Source organism: Vibrio sp. Isolate24 (assembly GCF_022398215.1).
GTDB classification, from domain to species: Bacteria; Pseudomonadota; Gammaproteobacteria; order Enterobacterales; family Vibrionaceae; genus Vibrio; species Vibrio coralliilyticus_A.
Genome location: NZ_JAKEUU010000001.1, coordinates 44,912 through 65,537 on the forward strand (window position 1 = coordinate 44,912; position 20,626 = coordinate 65,537).

General features: G+C 44.9%; 19 protein-coding genes and 1 pseudogene. 4 read left to right on the forward strand and 16 right to left on the reverse strand.

Translation table 11 applies throughout. The features are described 5' to 3' along the window. Positions 1-65 precede the first annotated feature (65 nt). Complete coding sequence (locus L1D23_RS00210) at positions 66-1,001, reverse strand: bile acid:sodium symporter family protein (protein ID WP_239863564.1); 936 nt, start codon at positions 999-1,001, stop codon at positions 66-68. A 320-nt stretch (positions 1,002-1,321) separates the two neighbouring features. Between L1D23_RS00210 and L1D23_RS00215 the strand changes: the two are divergent. Then, positions 1,322-2,516, forward strand: a pseudogene (locus L1D23_RS00215) (IS4 family transposase); the annotation flags it as partial. 81 nt (positions 2,517-2,597) lie between these two features. Here L1D23_RS00215 and L1D23_RS00220 read toward each other — a convergent pair. Continuing rightward, a complete protein-coding gene (locus L1D23_RS00220; RefSeq protein WP_275667184.1) occupies positions 2,598-3,152 on the reverse strand; it encodes a prepilin-type N-terminal cleavage/methylation domain-containing protein in 555 nt (184 codons plus the stop codon). A gap of 220 nt (positions 3,153-3,372) precedes the next feature. Further along, the gene (locus tag L1D23_RS00225) at positions 3,373-4,278 is read right to left on the reverse strand and encodes a LysR family transcriptional regulator (protein WP_239863568.1); all 906 of its coding nucleotides are present in this window, start codon (positions 4,276-4,278) and stop codon (positions 3,373-3,375) included. A 101-nt stretch (positions 4,279-4,379) separates the two neighbouring features. On the opposite strand from L1D23_RS00225, the gene accD reads away from it, so the two are divergent. Further along, entirely contained in the window at positions 4,380-5,255 is an 876-nt protein-coding gene (accD, locus tag L1D23_RS00230; protein WP_239863570.1) for an acetyl-CoA carboxylase, carboxyltransferase subunit beta, read from the forward strand. 129 nt (positions 5,256-5,384) lie between these two features. Next, complete coding sequence (locus L1D23_RS00235; RefSeq protein WP_239863571.1) at positions 5,385-6,116, forward strand: siderophore ferric iron reductase; 732 nt, start codon at positions 5,385-5,387, stop codon at positions 6,114-6,116. 187 nt (positions 6,117-6,303) lie between these two features. Here the strand turns inward: L1D23_RS00235 and L1D23_RS00240 are convergent, their stop codons facing one another. Beyond that, positions 6,304-7,896, reverse strand: a complete 1,593-nt coding sequence (locus L1D23_RS00240; RefSeq protein ID WP_239863572.1) for a BCCT family transporter — start codon at positions 7,894-7,896, stop codon at positions 6,304-6,306. 389 nt (positions 7,897-8,285) lie between these two features. Here L1D23_RS00240 and L1D23_RS00245 point away from each other — a divergent pair, with 389 nt between their 5' ends. Next, positions 8,286-11,813 carry an ATP-binding protein gene (locus L1D23_RS00245; RefSeq protein WP_239863573.1) on the forward strand — a complete coding sequence of 1,176 codons (3,528 nt, stop codon included), beginning with the start codon at positions 8,286-8,288 and terminating at the stop codon, positions 11,811-11,813. Between the two features lie 72 nt (positions 11,814-11,885). On the opposite strand, the gene L1D23_RS00250 is transcribed toward L1D23_RS00245, so the two are convergent. The 12 genes from L1D23_RS00250 to L1D23_RS00300 form a co-directional block, all read right to left on the reverse strand. Continuing rightward, a complete protein-coding gene (locus L1D23_RS00250; protein ID WP_239863574.1) occupies positions 11,886-12,320 on the reverse strand; it encodes a GNAT family N-acetyltransferase in 435 nt (144 codons plus the stop codon). A 92-nt stretch (positions 12,321-12,412) separates the two neighbouring features. Next, entirely contained in the window at positions 12,413-13,177 is a 765-nt protein-coding gene (locus L1D23_RS00255; protein WP_239863575.1) for a carbon-nitrogen hydrolase family protein, read from the reverse strand. 38 nt (positions 13,178-13,215) lie between these two features. After that, positions 13,216-13,425: a GDCCVxC domain-containing (seleno)protein gene (locus L1D23_RS22185; protein ID WP_275658285.1), complete on the reverse strand. Its 210-nt coding sequence runs from the start codon at positions 13,423-13,425 to the stop codon at positions 13,216-13,218. 50 nt (positions 13,426-13,475) lie between these two features. Beyond that, positions 13,476-13,880, reverse strand: a complete 405-nt coding sequence (gene fos / locus L1D23_RS00260; protein WP_239865326.1) for a fosfomycin resistance glutathione transferase — start codon at positions 13,878-13,880, stop codon at positions 13,476-13,478. Between the two features lie 24 nt (positions 13,881-13,904). Continuing rightward, positions 13,905-14,612, reverse strand: coding sequence for a class I SAM-dependent methyltransferase (locus L1D23_RS00265; RefSeq protein WP_239863576.1), 708 nt, complete (start codon positions 14,610-14,612; stop codon positions 13,905-13,907). A 90-nt stretch (positions 14,613-14,702) separates the two neighbouring features. Further along, positions 14,703-15,050, reverse strand: a complete 348-nt coding sequence (locus L1D23_RS00270; protein ID WP_239863577.1) for a DUF4144 domain-containing protein — start codon at positions 15,048-15,050, stop codon at positions 14,703-14,705. Between the two features lie 175 nt (positions 15,051-15,225). After that, positions 15,226-15,597: a zf-TFIIB domain-containing protein gene (locus L1D23_RS00275; RefSeq protein WP_045986485.1), complete on the reverse strand. Its 372-nt coding sequence runs from the start codon at positions 15,595-15,597 to the stop codon at positions 15,226-15,228. A 239-nt stretch (positions 15,598-15,836) separates the two neighbouring features. Further along, complete coding sequence (locus L1D23_RS00280) at positions 15,837-16,127, reverse strand: hypothetical protein (protein ID WP_239863578.1); 291 nt, start codon at positions 16,125-16,127, stop codon at positions 15,837-15,839. A gap of 1 nt (position 16,128) precedes the next feature. Further along, the gene (locus tag L1D23_RS00285) at positions 16,129-17,082 is read right to left on the reverse strand and encodes an alpha/beta hydrolase (protein ID WP_239863579.1); all 954 of its coding nucleotides are present in this window, start codon (positions 17,080-17,082) and stop codon (positions 16,129-16,131) included. Positions 17,083-17,305: 223 nt separating this feature from the next. Next, a complete protein-coding gene (locus tag L1D23_RS00290; RefSeq protein WP_239863580.1) occupies positions 17,306-18,253 on the reverse strand; it encodes a hypothetical protein in 948 nt (315 codons plus the stop codon). 250 nt (positions 18,254-18,503) lie between these two features. Further along, positions 18,504-19,727, reverse strand: coding sequence for a glycine betaine/L-proline ABC transporter ATP-binding protein (locus tag L1D23_RS00295; protein WP_239863581.1), 1,224 nt, complete (start codon positions 19,725-19,727; stop codon positions 18,504-18,506). Then, a complete protein-coding gene (locus L1D23_RS00300) occupies positions 19,720-20,619 on the reverse strand; it encodes a proline/glycine betaine ABC transporter permease (protein WP_239836382.1) in 900 nt (299 codons plus the stop codon). The genes L1D23_RS00295 and L1D23_RS00300 overlap by 8 nt, the downstream gene beginning before the upstream one ends. Between the last annotated feature and the right edge of the window lie 7 nt (positions 20,620-20,626).

A 20,626-nucleotide genomic window follows, 5' to 3' on the forward strand; every position in this document is an offset into this window, starting at 1 on the left:
ATGAGTGGGGCGCTCAGTATGGTGACGTGACGGTCAACGCATTGACCTAACCTCCTTTTGCGTGTCTATGACACGGAGAGATCGCGCGATCGCTTGCGTTTATCTCGTGACCAATAATGCGCGAGTATTGAACCTGACAAGTTATGCCAGATAGAAAAGAGCGCCGCAGGCAGTGCCGAGATGGGGGAGAAAAATTTGAGCGCTAATGCCGTGGCCAATCCAGAATTTTGTAAGCCAACCTCGATGGCAATCGTCTTACAGGTCACATAATCAAACTTGAGCGCTCTGCAAACCCAGTAACCCAAAACAAGTCCCATGGCATTGTGCAAAATGACCGCCAGCGCGCTCCCCAATCCGACGATGGCAATCTTATCATGGTTAAGGGCCACGATAATGGCGATGGCCATGACAATCGAGAGCATCGAGACAAGCGGCAACACAGGGGCTATTGTCATCACTGGACGACGAAAGAAGTGGTTGAGGGCGATCCCAATGGTGATCGGGATAATGACGATTTTCACCAGATTGAGCACCATTGGTCCAACGGGGACGTCGACGTTCACGCCCAGAAGGGCATCGACTAAAAATGGGGTCATCACCACGCCTATCAAGGTGGAAAAAGCGGTCATGGTGATGGATAAGGCGACATTGCCCTTAGCCAGATAACAGATCACATTTGAGGCGGTGCCTCCCGCGACACTGCCTACCAACACCATACCAATGGTGAGCGCCATATCCATATCAAAGGCGTGAGCAACAAACAGAGCACTCAGTGGCATGACGGAGAACTGAAGAATGAGCCCGGCCGTCACCGCCTTCACACTGGATGTGACACGTTTAAAATCATCGAGCGTTAGCGTTAAGCCCATGGACAGCATGATGAGCATCAGCAAGGGAACGATTTGGGGTTTGAGTGGTGTAAATATCGCAGGTTGCAGGTAAGCGACAACGGAACCCAATACCACCCAGAGTGGAAACGCATTGATTATTATTCTAAGCATAAGTGATTCAATCTTTTCAACTTTTGGCTCTCAATAGTACATCGATTGTGTGCATTAACTAAACAATAATTCACCCTTTAGTATGCTGGGCTTCTTGCTTGATACCCGTGTAGCAAATTGGCTCATTGTCGAAAAGGCTGAAAGTTAGGCACCAACAACACGGCGATGGGATTTCCTATTAATTTGGCCTCACTGTAACGTTTCTGCTGCCTCTTTACTTCGGCAATGAGTATTGTCTTATCTAAATCATTAGAAAGCTTGAAGTTATCCTCGTTCAACGACCAGCCGAGATGGGAAAATTGCGTCATAATGGGTCCGTTGTGGCCAAAGCCGCTGTGCTCTCAGATAAAGCAACGATTCGTCGACGTCGATTACCCGGTGACTTGGTCCTTTGGCTCATCGTTGGAATGGCATTCTTCCGCAACGGACCTATCGCTGAAGTTGCAAGACGAATGAACGTCTGTGCTGAGGGATTAGCGGACGAGATGCTGTGAGCTAAAAGTGCATTAACACAAGCAAGGCAGCGCCTTAGGAAAGTCGCTCTAGAGTATTAACAATGTGGACGTACTCGGGGTTTAGAGCGTTATCCAAGCGACACGTGGCAAGGTTGACAAGTCTTCGCGGTAGATGGCGCTTTTTTTTCGGACGGCGGATCCCCCACTCAGAGAACATTTTGGGTCAGTAAATACCAGTAGTAACAGGCAGACACCTCACCCTATGTTAAGGGTAGTGACCATGATGAACGTTCGTTCACACATCATCGTTGAGGCCGCCATCAGTCCCTATCGTTGTGGCGAAATTTCCTAGCGGTGCCCTTCGTAGACGCTCTACCCGATAACTCAGTGACCTTATTAGATAAGGGGGGGTATGGTGCCGACTTACTGTTGTCTCTTGAAAACAGTGGTCTTAATAGGCATTGGTTAATACCTGCGAAAAAAAAGGTGAAATACACACTTCATCGATGATGAAGAAAGCGACGATATGCTTGTTGAGATGAAGACCTCTCAGCAAGTTTGTAAGAAGAATCATAACCTTCCAGAAACATGGAAAGTAAGAGCATTAGGTACAAGGGAAGGCCAAAACCGTGTTTACCTCGCTGCCTCGCGACCAGGTATCTGAGCTATACCATGAGAGGTGGGAGATAGAGCTTGGTTATAGAGACATAAAAAGCTCAATGCAACACAACGCTTTAGTGCTGAGAAGTAAGACCGTAGACCTTGTTGACCAAGAACTATGGGGGCTGTTACTTGGGTATAATTTGGTAAGAAGAGAGGCCAGTCAAGCTGCTGTTGAACACGGTCGTTCGCCGAATGAAATCAGCTTCAAATACGCTTGTCAGTTCATAGCCAGTCAGTTGAAAGTAATGAGCAAAGCAATATTACCAGAGAATACACCTAAGCGCCTGAAGAGCTTACGTGGTGACTAGACAAACGCCCTAAGCCGAATCGGCCTAGGGCGGTAAAAATATCAAAGACCCGCTATCCGGTTAATCGCAACGCAGCACCGCTTAAGTGAACTACGTTGCGGCATGACCGGGCTTTTTTGTGCTGAAAGTAAGCAAAACGGATTTGCTTGGCAGAGAGGACGAACTTTGATTTAACAGTTGGTATTTTCAACCCGTACGGTACAGACACAGCCCTCAGCTGGACAGGTGCTAGAAGACCTTCCTCCAAAGGAATCATAGATGACATAGCAACCCTGCGGCAGAGTGGTGATGTTGCTACTGTTAAGTTCAGTCTCAGAAAAAGAGTGTTCAAAACCAATCACAGTATGCCGATTGCCGATGGCTGTTGTGAGATCATCGTTTGTGCCAAGAGTTATAAAATCAAGCATGGTCAATGCGTCACCTGATTCCCCTTCACTTTCAGGGCACAGTGCTCCCCAATCGACCTCAACGGTACCGATACCAAAATCCAACACATAATCCTGTTGATTTCCCGGATTAGACGTACTTGGTGTTAATCCGTTAATGTAGGCTTTCGCACTAACCTGATTAATCACGCCTTCCATTGCGTTGGCAATACCTTCCAATGTGGCTTCACGAGCAGAGGATTGAAGGTTAAGAAATCTAGGCGCTGCCACGACAGCAAGAATACCTAAAATAACCACGACAACGACCAACTCGATTAATGTAAAACCAGTTTTTTTCATCAAACTCTACTACGTTTATTTGCTACCACATGGCAGGGTTACCTGCATGCAAATGTTTATAAAGAAGGGGGCAATTATGACTATAAATAATTGATTACAACAGAGCCTAATCCCTAATTACATTACTAAGATTAATAATTGAAAACCAAAAAAGCCACTGAAATATTGAGATATTTATTAGGAATACACAATCCACAGGTGAAATGCTCTTATGCCTTATTTAGATAGAAGTCCCTTCTCTTGACTGATTTTTCAGATGTTGAATAAACATCGGGATTTTTTTGGCTAAATGTTTTCTAGACGCGTAAAAAGCATACAAAACCAAGTCTGCAGGCTGATGCTCCATGTCTATCATGCCCAGCTCACCAGTCGCTAACTCATGTCGACAACTCTCAATTGGCAATAGGGCCGCGCCGAGTCCAGCTAATGTTGCTGTTTTGGCGAGATGGCCACTGTTGACCTTGAAGGTGGAATTGACCTTTTGAGTCACTAACTCGCCCTCAGCGCTTCTAAACACCCATGGGCTGCCATTTAAAACTGTGTAACTGGTGATGCAGGGAATATGGTTGAGGTCGGTAATTTGATACGGAGTTGGGTGGGTTTGTAGCCATTTGGGAGAGGCAACAACAGCACTGGGCCACCGCATGATCTCTTTAGCTACCCAGTTGTAGTCATCGAGTTTGCCACGGTGAAAACTGATAACAATATCAAACCCATCTAATGGATCGTCCTTTGGATTAATGCTTGTGTCACAGCATAATGAAATTGAAGGGTGCTCCAGACAGAATGAAACGACCGCTTGGGCTAAGACGGGTGAGTCTGGCATCAGCACTTTTAGCTGTCCTTTAACTTCATGAGAGTGCTGGGTCACTTCTTCGAGGGCGTCATTGAGTTTGTCTAAAAGAGATTGAGTTCTGACGTAAAGGTGCTCCCCTGCATCTGTTGGGTTGATTCTGCGTGTTGTCCGGTCAAACAGTCGAACATCAAGGCGCTCCTCCAGTAAAGCGATATGGCGACTGACATTGGAGGTTGGTAGATCGAGAAATTCTGCCGCTCTTTTGAAACTGTTGTTTTCGTAAACACAGTGAAAACTTTTGAGCCATTGTTGGTCAATTCTATCTAACATATTTATCCCAAAATATTGGATTATAAAACCCATTTTACCCACTTTATTACCAATAACTGGCTCATACAATGTTGGCTCTGCAAGTTATTGAAAGGGCTCTCATGGATTGGTTAGAAAACCTCTTTAATAGAAAAAACAAAATCAGTGCTCGTAAAGCATCGATCCCAGAAGGCATCTGGACCAAATGCTCTTCTTGTGAGCAAATCCTCTATCGTTTGGTGTTAGAAGAGAACCTAGAGGTTTGCCCAAAGTGCGATCATCATATGAGAATGAAGGCGCGTCACCGATTAGACAGCTTCTTGGATAAGGAGAATCGAGAGGAAATTGCCAGTGATCTTATGCCGAAAGATTTACTCAATTTCAAAGATCTGAAGTTATATAAAGATCGTATCTCGCTTGCTCAAAAGACGACAGGCGAAACCGATGCTTTGGTGGCCATGAAGGGGACTCTGTTCGGGATGCCAGTTGTTGTATGCGCATTCGAGTTTGCTTTCATGGCGGGCTCTATGGGGGCCGTGGTCGGCGCTCGATTTGTGAAAGCGGTTGAAGTAGCGATTGAGGGTAATTGTGGATTAGTGTGCTTTTCTGCTTGTGGTGGTGCCCGTATGCAAGAATCACTCATGTCTTTAATGCAAATGTCCAAGGCCAGTGCAGCGCTCAACCAATTGTCCCGTTGTGGGTTACCTTATGTTTCGGTGCTGACTGACCAGACATTTGGCGGTGTGTCCGCTAGCTTAGCCATGCTTGGAGATATTAATATTGGTGAACCTGGAGCGATTATTGGTTTTGCTGGTCGCCGAGTTATAGAGCAGACCGTGCGTGAACAACTGCCTGAGAACTTCCAGCGTAGCGAGTTTCTGTTAGAACACGGAGCCATCGATATGATTATTGATCGGCGTGAGATGCGACAGCGTATCAGTGGATTAATCGCGAAAATGACCAATACGACACTGCTTGATGATGCTAATGCGGTCTAGTTTGCCCGGCAAAGCACTCTTCAAAGCAAGGCTAGTTGCTTATTTTTCAAAGTAATAAGAATCAATTGCATTAACCTCATGTTATCACTATCCTAACAAGTTGATTTTGATTCTATAAATATCGCCACTATGAGCTCAGACGCTTTCTTCGATCACCTATTCGAATACGCGCAACAAGTAACGCCTTATCTGGCTGGTGTGATTGCACCGATCCCCGAAGATGCGCCTCAGCAAGACATCATCCACGTCGATCATCCGTGCAGTGAAAATATCCAGGATTTGTATGAACGCCTCAAGGCGGCTCATCCTGAAGCTGGCTCTGCCTATTGGCTAGCCCGAACGTGGGATCTGATTTGTTGGCAACCAGTTTACCTTTCATTCATCTCGATTTATGCGTTGCATGGTTTGCCTGATCTCACTCGTATTGGACAAAAAGTGCAGTCGGAGTTTGTAGCAGGCTTTCAATTCGAATCTACGGAGCATGTTCATGGCACAGAGGTGGAGTTAGTAGCAAAAGCTGGTATTCAACTGCAGACCTTGTTTGCTTTTTTCCGCGAAGAAATGAGCCAGTGGACGCGGATTCGTCCGGGCTTTACCAACCACTTGTTCGCTGATGGTGTGCTGGGTTGTCTGGTCAAGCTGAGTAAGTTTGCCCCTGATATTCCGAATGACTATCTGCTTGAACAGGCTTCACTTTGGTTGGATGCGTGTGGGTTGCCAGCTAAATTGGTTAAAGCACTGACCGTGGATGAGCAAAGTGGAGAGTTGAAACTGGTGCGTACCAGTTGTTGTTTGGTATACAAGTGTCACGGACGTAAACTCTGCGAGGATTGTCCGCGACATCCAGATAATAAAGCCTAGCTCTGCGTTCCTAACTTTCCGGCGCTACGTTGTTTCAGCGCGATGGTGAGGATGATCGCGGAAAGGCCAATACAACTGAGTGGAAAACCCCCTTTGTCGTTTTCTTGTTATAAAAAAATCCCCACTAACAAAGTTAGTGGGGATTCAAGATTGTTTAAGTCGCTTAAACGAGTGGTATCGGTATCACTTAAGCGTAGCTGAGCTTGTGATGTTGCAGCTCTGTGCGCATGCCCATCAACAGACTGACACACATGGTCAGCAGAATCACAGTAAATGGTAAGCCAGTTGAGATGGTTCCTGCTTGCAGCGCTTGAATGGCTTCTGTGCCACCAATCCAAAGCAACATTGCTGCGATAGCTCCTTCTACTGATGCCCAGAAAATGCGTTGTGGAATCGGTGCATCCACTTTTCCGCCTGAAGTTATGCTGTCGACGACAAGCGAAGCCGAGTCAGATGAGGTGATAAAGAACACCATGATTAATATAATAGAAATTACAGAAAGCACTGTCCCCATCGGCATAGCGTCAAAGGCATAGAACAGTGACAAAGTAATATCTGTAAGGCCATTTTGACCTAACTCACCAACCTGATTGATGACCTGTTCGATTGCGATTCCCCCAAAGGCTGACATCCAGACAAGAGTGATAGCGGTTGGTATCAGAATCACGGCCGTCAGGAACTCTCTTACTGTTCGGCCTTTGGAAATACGAGCAATAAACATACCGACACATGGTGACCATGATACCCACCAAGCCCAGTAGAAGACGGTCCAGCCATGCATCCAAGCTTCGTCTTCGCGACCATAAGGGTTACTCAGTGGCAGCATATTTTCAACGTAACCGGCGATGGTAGTTGGAATAGTGCCGAGTGCCGTTGCAAAACCAGCAATGATAACAAACATTAGCAGCGCAAAAGCAACAAGTAAGTTGGTGTTACTCAGTACTTTGACCCCGCCATCAATGCCGCGAATAACGGAGATAATGGCTAGGCTGGTAACAAAAGCGATCACACCAAGTTGAAGACCGAGTCCACTCTCGATACCAAAAACATGGCTGATACCACTGGCGGCTTGTTGAGCGCCAAGCCCAAGTGAGGTCGCGAGACCAAACAAGGTAGCGAGAACTGCAAGCACATCAATGATGTGACCAAACCAGCCCCAAGTACGGTCGCCCAAAATAGGATAAAAAACCGAACGGATCGATAAAGGCAGGCCTTTATTGAAGGCAAAGAAGGCCATTGCCAGAGCTACGACTGCGTAAATTGCCCAAGGGTGAAGGCCCCAGTGGAACATGGTTGCACCGAGTGCCACTTTAGCTGCTTCTTCAGTGTATGGCTCGACACCCAGCGGAGTTTCAAACCAACCAGTGAAGTAAGCAACAGGTTCTGCAACGCCCCAGAACATTAAGCCGATACCCATACCCGCAGCGAACAGCATGGCAATCCACGAAAGGTTGGAATGCTCAGGTTTGGCATCGACACCACCAATGCGAATTTTGCCATAAGGTGATAAAACTAGGCCAATACAGAAAATTAGGAATACATTTCCAGACCACATAAACAGCGTGTCAAAAGACTCGATGATTTGCAGCTTTACGCCATCAATAGTGGATTTTGCAACGGTGGGATCGGCGATAAGAAGGGCGACAAGAAAGACAATGATCAGGCCCGCGCTGGCTCCAAAAACAGGGTTATGTACGTCAAACCCCCATTTCTGAACGTTGTCTTGACCGACGGTATAATCGGTATTTTCAATACTATATCTATCCTTAGTACTACTCATTAATCCTCACTAATTATTTAGAGCTCGAAGTAAAATTCGTACAGAGGTTACCAGAATACTTGGTAAAACTAAATAAAATCAGGCTTATTAAAAATAGTTAAGTAAATAGTGGAGGAGGTATTTAGTAGAGGTCTAACTAAATATAGGGTAAACCATATGATCTCGTTTCTTGCAGTAATACGAGTGATACATGTTGCAATTCTTTATGGTTGATCGTCCTGAATTGTCTTGGCTGGGAGGGGGAACAAAACATCGTGTTATAGGGGTGAGTCAAGCCAGTTTCACCGTGTTTATGCGATCCTAAGTTGAGCCATCTGTTTAACAAAATGCTAGGTGAAAGTATAAGGACAGCCTAAAGGTGTGAAACTCCCCTTATTCTAGCGTTTTAAATGCTGGACTTGGCCTCTAAAAATACGCATATGGTCTACTATTATCAGTACGTTACTAATGTGGTCGATGGGGATGGTATGGCAATAAAACGAAGGCTGGCTAAATGGTTTTTTTTCCTAGTATTTGCCTTACTGGGTGCGTTGGCGATCTACTACTTTGTGACCAAAAATACAGAAAAAAGTCTCTCTCAAGTAAAAGACGCTTTGCAAGTGGAGGCGATGACCAAGGCCGACTACTTTCGTGAGCATATAGAAAGAAACATCGCCGCTGCTAAATTTCTTCACTCGACACCACCTATTTCAGGGATCACGAGAGCGCTCAGTAATGATGGTTTAGATGTAGCTGATGGCACCACATTGGAACAATGGAAAGCGCGTCTGAGTATTATTTTTAAAGGGATGATAGAGAACAACCCAGATGTCATGCAGTTGAGTGTGATAGTGGCCGATGAGTCAGGACAAGAGTTTATTCGAGTTGATCGCATTCAGGGGAAAGTACTTATCTTGCCTGACAACCAATTACAGAGTAAGAGTAAAGAATCCTACTACGGTGCGCTCAAAACGCTTAATTTCAACGAAATCTACATCACCCCGATTAACTTGAATCGTGAACATGGTCGAGTAGCGTTTCCTTTTCAACCAACTTATCGGATTTTTATGCCGATTTTTTATGAATCTGGGAAGCGCTTTGGTGCGCTGAAAATTAATATCGATGCGAGTTCTTTATTAACCTATCTGACCCAGGCACATGTTTTGGCGGACGATAACTGGCTGGTAGATAGTGATGGGTACTTCATTACTGCCAAGAACGAAAAAAAACAATTTACACGCCAGTTGGAGCCATCCGCAAATATCCATCTGCTATACGATATTCGAGAGGTCGAAAATGGATATTTTGAAATTACATCGAAAGCTGGAAGCGGAAGTTGGCTAGCAACCAAGGAAGAGGTTTATCTTGGTAACAATATTTCAAAGCAGCTTACCCTCTATAGTGTGATTAATCAGCTAACGGTACAAAACATCGTTCAAGAGGAGCTCACCGAGTTATGGCTAGTGGTGGGGTTTGTTCTTGTGTTTGCTCTTGTTGCTCTTGCATTGTTCTACCGTTCATACCAGTCAAGCCTACAACTCAATCAAATGAACTCTCGATCGAAAACGGTTATTGAAAATGCTTCTGATGCGATTATCTGCCTTGATGCTTCTGGAGCCATTACCACTTGGAACCGATCTGCTGAAAAGCTGTTTGGCCAAGCTGAGCACTATGTGATGAATAAACCTCTATCGAGTATTGTTACATTATCTGAGCATGATTTATCCGAAGTATTAGAGCGGGCTAAAAATACACAAGCGATACAGCTTATAGAAGACCAAATCACGACGGATGATACAGTATTTATTGAGGTAAGTGTTGCCCCTATTGTTTCTGATGGCCAGCGAAGAAGTGACTCCTTGGTAGTGAATATTCGTAACATCACTGGCGCTGTAAAAGCGCAAGAAGCATTAGAAAATTACAACTCTGAGCTAGAAGAAAAAGTTGCCCAGCGGACAGAAGAGTTGCAGGCGTACAGCTTTCAACTAGAAGACGCCCATGAAAAGGCGCTAGAAGCCAGTCAGGCTAAAAGTAAGTTTATTGCCACCATTAGTCACGAAATGCGAACTCCTCTCAATGGGATGATGGGGATGTTGAGTTTAATTAAGACCGGTGGCCTGAGCGCGGTGCAAAGTAACTACCTCACTATGGCTGAAAATAGTGTCAACACGCTTGCTGTATTGATTAACGATATTCTCGATTTATCGAAAATTGAATCCGGGAAGTTGGAAATTAATCACATCCTTTTTTCACCAAGAGATGTGCTAGAAACTCTAGTGCAAACTTGTGCGGTCAAAGCCCGAGAAAAGGGGCTCGAGGTGATTTTAGATACAGTAGATATCGACTACAAAAAGGTGTTTGGTGACCCAAATAGAATAAAGCAAATTGCGAGTAACCTGATCAATAACGCGATCAAGTTCACCAATGAGGGAGAAGTCAAGGTTCTGGTCTCAGTGACTCAACAAGAGCCCGGTGTGGTGAGGTTGGTTGTGGATGTTTACGATACGGGAATAGGGATTGCGAAAGAGAATCAGCATCGTCTTTTCCAACCATTCTCTCAAGAAAAGTCTGAAGTTTCAGAGCAATATGGTGGCACTGGGCTGGGGTTATCGATATGTCGACAGTTGTGCAAACTGATGAATGGCGAGATTGAGTTTGAATCTGAAAAAGATAAAGGCAGCCATTTTAAGTTCTTCGTTGACTTTGATGAGAGCCAGTGCGAGCAGGAAGAAAAAGCGTTGATTTTGTCGGGACAAGCAGTGGTAATCGCACTCAATAATGAATCTCTATTAGAATCGGTTACTCGCACGGTTCATTCATTAGGGGGAGAGGTCTTGCACATAACAGACACTGCCTCAGAGAGCCTGAAACAGTCTGATAGGGTAATTTTGGATGATGCTCACCCGTTGCGACAAGAGATAATCTCAATGGTTAAAGCTAGAGCTAAAACAGATAGCCCGCTACATGCGATTGAACTGTGCACACACTTAAACCAAGCTTCGGGGCATTACCCTAATTCTTTTAGGATATCGAAGCCAAGTACTTATTTGGACTTTTTGGTTGCCTTTAGAGGGGAGCAAACAAAAGATGTCAACGTTGAGATCATAGAAAATGAAGCCTCCTCTATTGATATCGATCTGTCCGGTACCCGAGTGTTGGTTGTCGACGATAACGAGATAAATAGAGAAGTGGCTCGCGGTTATCTGGAGCGAGTCGGTGCGTTAGTCTTTTTTGCTCATGATGGCGAGCAGTGTCTTGAAGTTGTTAAGAAGTCGTTTATGAAAGGGGTGCCTTTCGACTGCATCTTATTAGACTGTCAGATGCCAGTGATGAATGGCTACGACTGCTCCCGTCAATTAAGGTACAACAGCCAGACATATGGCAGTGGCAAGCTGCCAATTATCGCCATGACGGCGAACGCTTTCTCTGGTGAGAGAGAGAAATGTATTTCCTATGGAATGAACGATTTTATTTCCAAACCCGTTGATGCAGAGCTTCTCATCAAGAAAGTTGAGCAGTGGGTGGGGTTGTCTGATGAGGTGCTTTCCATGAATCAAGCAGAGGGTTTTTCCGAAGAGATGGTAGAAGGTGGTGAGCCTGAATGGGATAAAGATAATGCTCTTGTAAGAATGCGTGGGGACCATGAGCTTTTGCACACCATTGTTGAGATTTTTAGAGAGACGGCATCAGAGCATATTGAAGCATTAGGTCAATCTATTAAGGAAGGTAATTCACAAGAGATATTTGAATGGAGCCACAAGTTAAAAGCCGTTTGTGGCGATATAGGAGCTGATAAGCTAAGAGAACTCTTTAGCAAAATTGAAAGTGAAGCCCGTAAAACAGAAGGCATGAATATAAATTATATCTCTGAAATCTATAAAAAAGTACTGTATTCAGATATCCGTTTACGCAGGGAAATTGATGCCTACCTTGCGTAGTATGTGGGCTAGAATCGCTTGATTTAATGCCTGTATTATTAATCGTGTAGCATTTCTGTTCTTTGCGTTGATTCAGACGTTGGAATTACTAGAAGAATTATACGAATACATCCTGATGTTATCTCTAGGGAACCAGCCCAGTTTCTCATAGAATTTTTGTGCATTGAGGTTGTTGTCGTGGACAAACAGATGAGTTTTAGCAATGCCGATATTGGCTAGCGCGTTAATGGATTGGCTTACCAACTGATAGCCAATTCTCTGACCGCGAAACTGGGGTAAGACAGCTAGGTGTTGCAGATAGCCCCGCCTACCATCGGTGCCAACCAAAACCGCGCCGATAATGTGACCTTCACTGATCGCTACGAAGCTTAAATTGGGGTTTCTGTCGAGGTAGAGTGCGATGTGCTCACGAGAATCGGCATCCCTTACGGACATGCCTTCAGTCTGAAGCCACAACCGGATTACGGCGTCGTAATCTTCGATTGTCATTGGGCGAATGGTCACCAATTTAGCCTCCTTGCTATGCCGGTGGTTGTTGGACGTAAAAACGATTTAAATCAATACCTATCAATAAGTTACTGCTTTGTCAAAATAGGCATTTAATAGCCGTTTTCTGGAAGAGAATGAAACTGTGCTGAAAGATGGTTTTTACTAATCATACAAATAAGTACGCCTTGCTGCGCATTGTCGGATGTACCTGCTAATTCTCCTTGAGCGTTCCAAACACTGTTTTTGCCGCAAGTATCCCATCCACCTGTTTTTGATATGTGATTGCAGAGGAGGACTGGGAATGCATGGTCACGAGCAAGACCAGACAAAATACTAGCATCAGGGACGAAACCACTCGGTGAGATCAGGGCACTAACCAGATAAAGGTCTGCTTTGTTGTCGGCTGCGTCTTGGGCGTGCTTAGGTTCAGTAAAATCTGCACATACGGCAAGCGCAATACGCTTATTATTAATGTTGAGCACGTGATTGTTTTTTCCTGCAGCGCAATACGCGACTTCACCGTCATGCAGATACTGTTTGGAGTAGAACTCGATCTCTCCGTTTGGAAAGCAAATAACCGCGGCAATATGTGGCTTTGAGCCTGGCACTGCAAGCGGACAGCCCGCAATGACTGTTATGTTGTGCGCAGTAGCTGCGGATGAAAGTGCATTAATCGCAGGATTTGATGGGGCAAAGGCAAGCTCGTCGGCTAAATCCAGTTCGTACCCTGTTAAAGACAGTTCAGGAAACACGACGAGATTTGCTCCAAGCTGAGAAGATTGCTCCACATGTATAAGGTGAGTGCGCAAATTGGCTTCAATGTCTCCTCGCTTGGCTGGAGCCTGAGCCAAACCCATGATAAGTGTTTGTTCCATTTTTAGTTATGCCTTTCCTTTAATGGCTTGCTGCTAGGCTATTGGCAGCATTTTCCTGAAATCTGAATGGGTGGGCAGGGAATCGTGCCATAAGAACAAAATACACAGCAGTCGCCCGCTAGTGGTTTAAGGAGTTCGCCACAGTTTTTACATTCATAGAAGTAAACGCAGGCGTTATCTGGCATAGATTCTAGGCTCGAAAAACCGCACTTAGGGCAAGTCAGTTTGGATTCTGTTACTACTTCCATGGTTGCACCTCCACCGTTTGCACTATTTAAGCATAGGTGCGAATATCAGACTAGGGCTTCAACCACTTTAATCCACGGTAAGGTTTTGATTTTAAGCTTTTTAAGCGGCTTTCCAAACTTCCACAGTGAATCTCTAGTTTATGCCCATCGGGGTCGAGAATATACACAGATGAGCCTTCACTTTGGTTACTTTTCCGTTGCTCAACGTTGTGCTTCTTCAAGTGTTCGCATAGGGTAGCGAAGTCTTCCTCAGCAACATTAAATGCTATGTGACTGTAATCGTTTTTAGGGCAAGGGGAGTCTAGAGATAGGCACAACCACAATTCCCCTATCGAGAGGTAAGCACCTTTCTCCCATATGACCTCTCCCTCAAAGCCGAGAATGCGAGTGTAGAAGTCCAACGAGCGTTCTACGTTACTTACAGCGAGAGTGATGTGGTTGAGTCCGGTTATCATCATTATCCAACAGGTTTTGATTGATTAGTCTGCGCTTGGCTTTTCACAACGGAAGAAAATGAAATTAGGGTTGTTCTTCAAACGTTGATAGGTAGTTTCACAAACGGATTTCACTTTTTCATCCACGCTACCTTCGGTAATACGAGATATCTTTAACCCAGACGCACTAATTGCCTCACTGATTTCCATCAGAGAGCGTCGATAGAAGCTGACTTTGACCGGCGTACCGACCGTGTTCCACTCTTCTTCGATGTATTCTCGTTCAAAGTAATTGCCCGAGATTGAACATTCAAAATCTGCAAAAGGGTGGTGGGTTGAAAATACGATGTAACCACCGGGTTTAAGGACTCGATACACATCTGCGAAGACTGGTGTGAGATCTTCGATATAGTGCAACACGAGAGGGCAGACGATGACATCGGTGCTACTGCTTGACTCTTGAGGAAGGCCTTTTGCAATATCCTGTACGTAAGCGCTGACTTGATCGCCCAGTTTGGCCTGAACAAGATCGATCATATCGCTAGACGCATCGACACAAGTTAGTTGCTTCACCGATTGGCTGATAAACCACTCAGCATACACGCCTGAACCGCAGCCCATGTCAACGACATCAGCACCTGAAAGGTCATCGAGAAGCGCCATGGTTGAAGGGCGTTCTAGCAAAGCGTTGTAAATGTTGTCCTTGACGACAGCATCGTACTGTTTAGCGTGTTTGGTGTACATTTCAGACATGATAGAGACCTTTTGTGTGAGCAGCGAATCCGCTACAGGAGAGAAGCGTATTGTAAGCGCGAACGTCCGGCGTGAACAAATGTTGATCTTTTATTGATCGCGTAATGAATCGATCGCGGCGTGAATGGAATCAAATTGAATCTTTATAATACAAACCTGAGCTTTGCTGAATGCATGTGCCTGAATTAGGTCGGTTATTTCGGTCAAGTCGTATGTTTTTGGCGTCATATTTAACCCGATTGTTTCAGAGTCTGATGCCAGTTGGAAACACCTTCCAGCAGAATCGATGACCAAATCGTTAGTGTCGAGTATCAGTGATTCTAGCTCTCGAAAAAGCATATCTTGTGAAGCGAGGTAAACGAGTTCGTTATCACCTTCGAGCTTAAGAAAAGCGGGCCATTGGATCTCATTGTTCTCGTGGTTGATGGTATCTATCAAAATGAATTCCTTTGATTGACTGGCCTAGACAAATTAAAAGCAAGAAGGTAAGTAAACTATTGCTGGTGTTGCTTAACGTGGCCTGACATCATTAATTATCGCGTTATACCTTAAAAGTAAAAAGCGCACCACTGCTTGGGTGGGGCGCTTTTTATCTGTTGATTGAGCGAGAGTGTTAAACGCGTTCAGATGTCACAAACTTTTTGAAGAAATCCGATAGGTCAATGGTCGCAAGATCTTTGAATTCACCGGCATCATAGAAACGACCTTTACAAGTAGGGCAACTTTCAAACCAAATATGTGGCTGTTTTGGGTCGACGAGTCTTAACATCTGGTTGTTTGGGCAAATTGGGCATTGAATACGATCGATTGCGTTGTACGCTTTGCCAATTTCCTCATCACCGTTGTCGATGACATCTGCAAGTGGCTTCATCGCTTCAATTTCATGGGCATCTAACCAAAGCCCTTTACAGTCAATACATCTTTCTACATCACCTAGCGGTGTCTGAAGTTGCTCAAAGTTAGAGTCACATTTTGGGCATTTCATGTTCTTACCTTTTATCCAATCTGAATATCGTTTTGTTGATTCTTGTTGTCTTTGATTACCCGCGAAGTCGCTATGTGCGATAGAAATACACTCTAGGCATAATTCTCGGGAATCTAAGTGTTTATTGTATAATTTACCATTATATCAAACAGTAAGAATGCAAACGAGTATGTGTGCATCAAAATGAGTAATTGGACAATTGAGGATTTGAAGCTCAGAGATTCAATCTTGCACTGGAACTACTCAAGCTTATCTAGCGCTTGGTAACGATCAAAGTCCACTTTGTTGTAGGTGCCTTCATCGATCTTAATGGTGTGAAACTCTGCCTCACCTTCAGAGTTGATGAAATTAACCTCAAGCCACACCTGATCGTATTCGTCGATTAACCAGACTCGCCACAGCAAGTTAGAGTCGATGACACGTTGATAAATTTCATAGGTGTCGTACAGATGGTGATCCACATCCCCAGAAGCACTCTGTAGATCGCTCGGTAGCTTAGTGACTTGAACCAGGTAATCCAATTCAATCATGTCAGTGACCTCTGTTTAATGTACTTGGAATCGAGCTAGCCAGCTCGGCGGCAATACGACTAATACAACGTACTGCTGATTGACTGACAGCAGAAAGCTGATAAAAACCATGTATGACACCTAAATATCGTTCACAATGCGCTTCTACACCATGTTTTAACAGCTGACGGTAAAGCTGCTCACCTTCGTCTCTTAATGGATCAAATTCTGCTGTGATAATCGAAGTTGGAGGCAAACCTCGAAAGTCACCACATAGCAGCGGGTTGAGTTCAGGGTTTGCATCAATGTGCTCTGGGTTTCTTTCACTAAGATACATATCAAAACCAGACAGCAGCATTTTGTCGGTAATGATGTAGTCGGTTGCATTAACTTTGTAACTGGCCGATGAACCATGCGGATCGAGCATTGGGTAAATGAGAATCTGGCGCTCAGGTAGCCAGTTTTGTCTTTGCTTAAGGCGCATTGTTGTCACTAATGTGAGATGGCCGCCGGCACTATCGCCTACCAAGGAGATACGTTCAGTATCACCACCATATTTCGAGCCCATTTCTCGGATTGCGACAACGGCATTGTAGGCATCATCGTGAGCGGCAGGATAAGTGTGCTCTGGCGCTAATCGGTATTGAACGCTGATCACCACATTGTTAGATTCGGCCGCGAGTTGACGCAACTGCTGCTCATGGGTGTCAAAGCCTCCGCTGATAAAGCAACCTCCGTGGAAGTAAATCGTTATCGGCAGGTGAGAAGCGTCGCTGGGTCTGAAAATTTTGAGCGTAATCCCGTCAACGATATCGATATACACCTGCGCCATCTCTGGGCCTTTACCTGCCAGCTCAACTGTTGACTGATATCCTGCGCGTCTCGCTTCAATGGGTTGCTCAGAAGGACAAGGTTTTCCAGCGTCAATGAATCCTTCAACCAGTTTTCGGATACCTGACTCCAAGTGTTCAATCATTATTATTCCTTACCACTAGACTGCATAGTTTTGATTCTAATTTTATAAATTTAATATGTATATACATACAGTTCAGTTTTTGGGATATAGCGGTCAAATCGCTGTGAATATGGGATTAACGTAGCCTTAAGCAGTGATTGAGGGTAAAAATGTGTTTGATGTTATAGAGCACATTTGGGGAGATAAGGACCTTAGGTGGGTAAGGACTGAGTTATCTCAGCTCTTAAGAAGTTTCAAACAGATCGCCTTGAGCGGCCTCCAAACTTCGTCGATGATGATAGGCGCTACCCTGCGGAGTTTCATGAGAGCCAATGCCATGACCATGTTCCAGAACCGTCTCCACGGAAAAACTGGTGATCACGATTTCACCAATGTGGTCTAGCTTAGAGCGAATATTCATGACGCAGCGGATACAAGAGCCATGTTGGAAGCTGATCTGTTTGCTCAGAACATCTTGTTTGAAGCTGATATCTTTCATCGTAAAGCTGATGTTTTGCCCTTGCCAGATGCCTTTCCATCGATAGTTGCCTTGCCTTAATACTGGCGAAACTATTTCTATCACTGCATCATCTATGGTTTGCATCGGGAGGCGGTGAGTAGGTAAAACATATTGCTTAAAGGCGGATCGGCTGATGTGGGATTCGGGCAAAGCTTCCTCTCCGGATTCAGTGAGACTATTGACACCTAATTGGATCACTTTCGGGTAATTGTCTAAGTGCTTAAATAGGTTCGAGCGACGAGTAATCACCTTGTAGTTTTCGTTAACAACTTCTGCAACTTTGGAAATGGTTTCAGGTGTGACATTGTCAGACTTTACTTCAGCTTTGAGCTTTTCGATTCTCAACTTGCGCTCTTCAATGCTTAAACGTAGCTCTTCTTTCTGGAGGCGTTCAAGCTCAGAGTCTGATTTTGGGAGAAGAGGGAGGGCCAGTGAGGCAATACCGACGATCACTGAAAGCATGCCAGCATTGGCATTAGCTACCTTCCAGATATCGCGCAAACCGCCTTCCTGATGAGCTTCACTTTCTATCAGAATATTCTCTTCTAGTGCGTTAGCAATTTCCAACAGTATGGCAATGATCTCACACTCACACTGATTACGTACCATTGCATCCATGGAATGCGAATGATCATCAAAATAATAATGCACCTGAAATTTGCTTGCTAACACCTGTTTATCCATACAGTAATTTTGTATTTCCCAATACAAGATACGGACTAAATTTTCGATTTCAAATGCAACAGCGTGATTATGTTCAAAGTTTGGAATAAAGATAGAAAGTTGATCATACCGAGGCGGAATTTCTATGAATGATAAGAATGCTGATTTTACGTTTTGTGGTTACTTCAAAATAAAACTCCACACGATAATGTGTGGAGTTTAGATTTGAGCTAGATGTCTAAAGCGGCTTTATGCAGATTTAGGACACCTTATCCAACTTTGGGGACGGGGTGTCTTCCTCCGTTTGATCGGAGAAGATCTCTGCTACTGCGCTTCTTTCCAGCTCCCCTTGTAAATTGCCTTCTTCATCGACCACAGGGAGTGAGTAATCACAAGAGATACTTTCCATCAGGACTTCTTCAATGGCAGCATCTGGAGAAATGGATGGTACTTCTTCGTAGATCTCTTCATTGAACTCTTTGCTTGATGTGTCCTTTGCCGCATCTAGTAAGCTCTCTTTGGTGACAATACCCTGATAGCCTTCTTCGGTCACATGATAGGCGTAGTCTTGCTTGATGCCTTTCATTTGTTTGATAGCTTCTTGAATGCTAGTCGCAGTAATGCGATATGCTGGAGGCTGCATTACCGTTTCTACGGTCAGAGCTCGTGCACGGTTGACATCTTTCACGAAGGCCTCAACGTATTCATCTGCTGGGTGGAGCAGGATTTCGTCAGGTGTTCCTTGTTGAACCAATAAGCCATCCTTCAGAATGGCAATGCGATCCCCGAGACGAAGAGCTTCATCAAGATCGTGAGTGATGAACACAATGGTTTTATGCAACTTCTCCTGTAACTCAATGAGTTGGTCTTGCATTTCACTGCGAATCAAAGGGTCGAGCGCTGAAAAGGCCTCATCCATCAATAAAATTTCGGCGTCAGTGCACAGTGCTCGTGCAAGACCCACCCGTTGTTGTTGGCCACCGGATAATTGCGCAGGGTATTGGTTCTCGTACCCTTTCAAACCAACCGTTTCTAACCATTGCTCGGCTTTGGTCTGCCTCTGGGTTTTCTCTACGCCTTGAACTTCAAGGCCGTAAGATACGTTTTCCACGACAGTTCTGTGTGGTAACAAACCGAAGCGTTGAAACACCATCGACATCTTATGGCGACGAAACTCTTCCAATTGCTTCTGATTGAGTTGCATAACGTCTGTGCCTTCAACCAGAATCTGTCCTTCAGTTGGGTCGATGAGGCGATTAAAGTGACGGATTAATGTCGACTTACCTGAACCTGAGAGACCCATAATGACGAAGATTTCACCTTTGTTGATTTTAAGGTTGATATCCTTGAGGCCGACGGTATGCCCAGTATCTGCAAGTACTTCCTCTTTGCTGTCGCCGGCTTTCACCCGCTTCATAACTGACTCAGGTTTGCGTCCGAAAACTTTATACAAGCCACTAATTTCAATAAGAGGTTTAGTCATGTTTCATGTCTCCTAGGTGAGCTTGAGTACGTTTTGCGTAGGCTTGCGATGCTCGGTCAAACAGAATCGCTAAGGCCACGATAGCAAAGCCATTGAGCAGGCCTAGGGTAAAGTATTGGTTGGTAATAGATTTAAGTACAGGTTGTCCTAGACCTTTTACCCCGATCATCGATGCGATAACAACCATCGATAGAGACATCATAATGGTTTGGTTGATCCCTGCCATAATGGTTGGCATGGCAAGTGGAAGTTGGACGCCCCATAGTCTTTGCTTGGCGCTGGCTCCAAAGGCCGTGGCTGCTTCGAGTACTTCTTTATCGACCAACCGGATGCCAAGGTTAGTGAGACGAATAACCGGAGGAATAGCGTAAATTACGACGGCGATCAGCCCTGGAATTTTACCAATACCCAATAGCATGACTACGGGGATTAGGTATACGAAGGCGGGCATGGTTTGCATGATATCCAGCAGGGGAGTCACCGCTGACTGAATACGATCGGAACGTGCCATTGCGATACCAATAGGGATTCCGAGGGCGATGGAAAGCAGTGTACAGACGGTGATAATACTCAGCGTACGCATGGTGTCTTCCCACATACCGAAGTAACCGATGAGTATCAGCGACACGAAACAGCCGAGTGTTAGTTTCCAGGAGCGGCTGGCGAGGAACACAAGACCGGTACAAATAGCAAGAATAATGACCCAAGGTGTTGAAAGAAGCAGTTTCTCAAACCAGATGAGAAAAGAGAGGAGCGGGTCAAAGAGAGATTCAATGAATTCTCCGTATTCTCGAGAGAATTCTCGATAAGCCCCATCGAGTGTTTTTCTAATCGCTCTTAAATCAGAACGTTCCATTTCAGGAAAGCTGTTCAGCCAGTTTTCTGTAGACATCATTTAA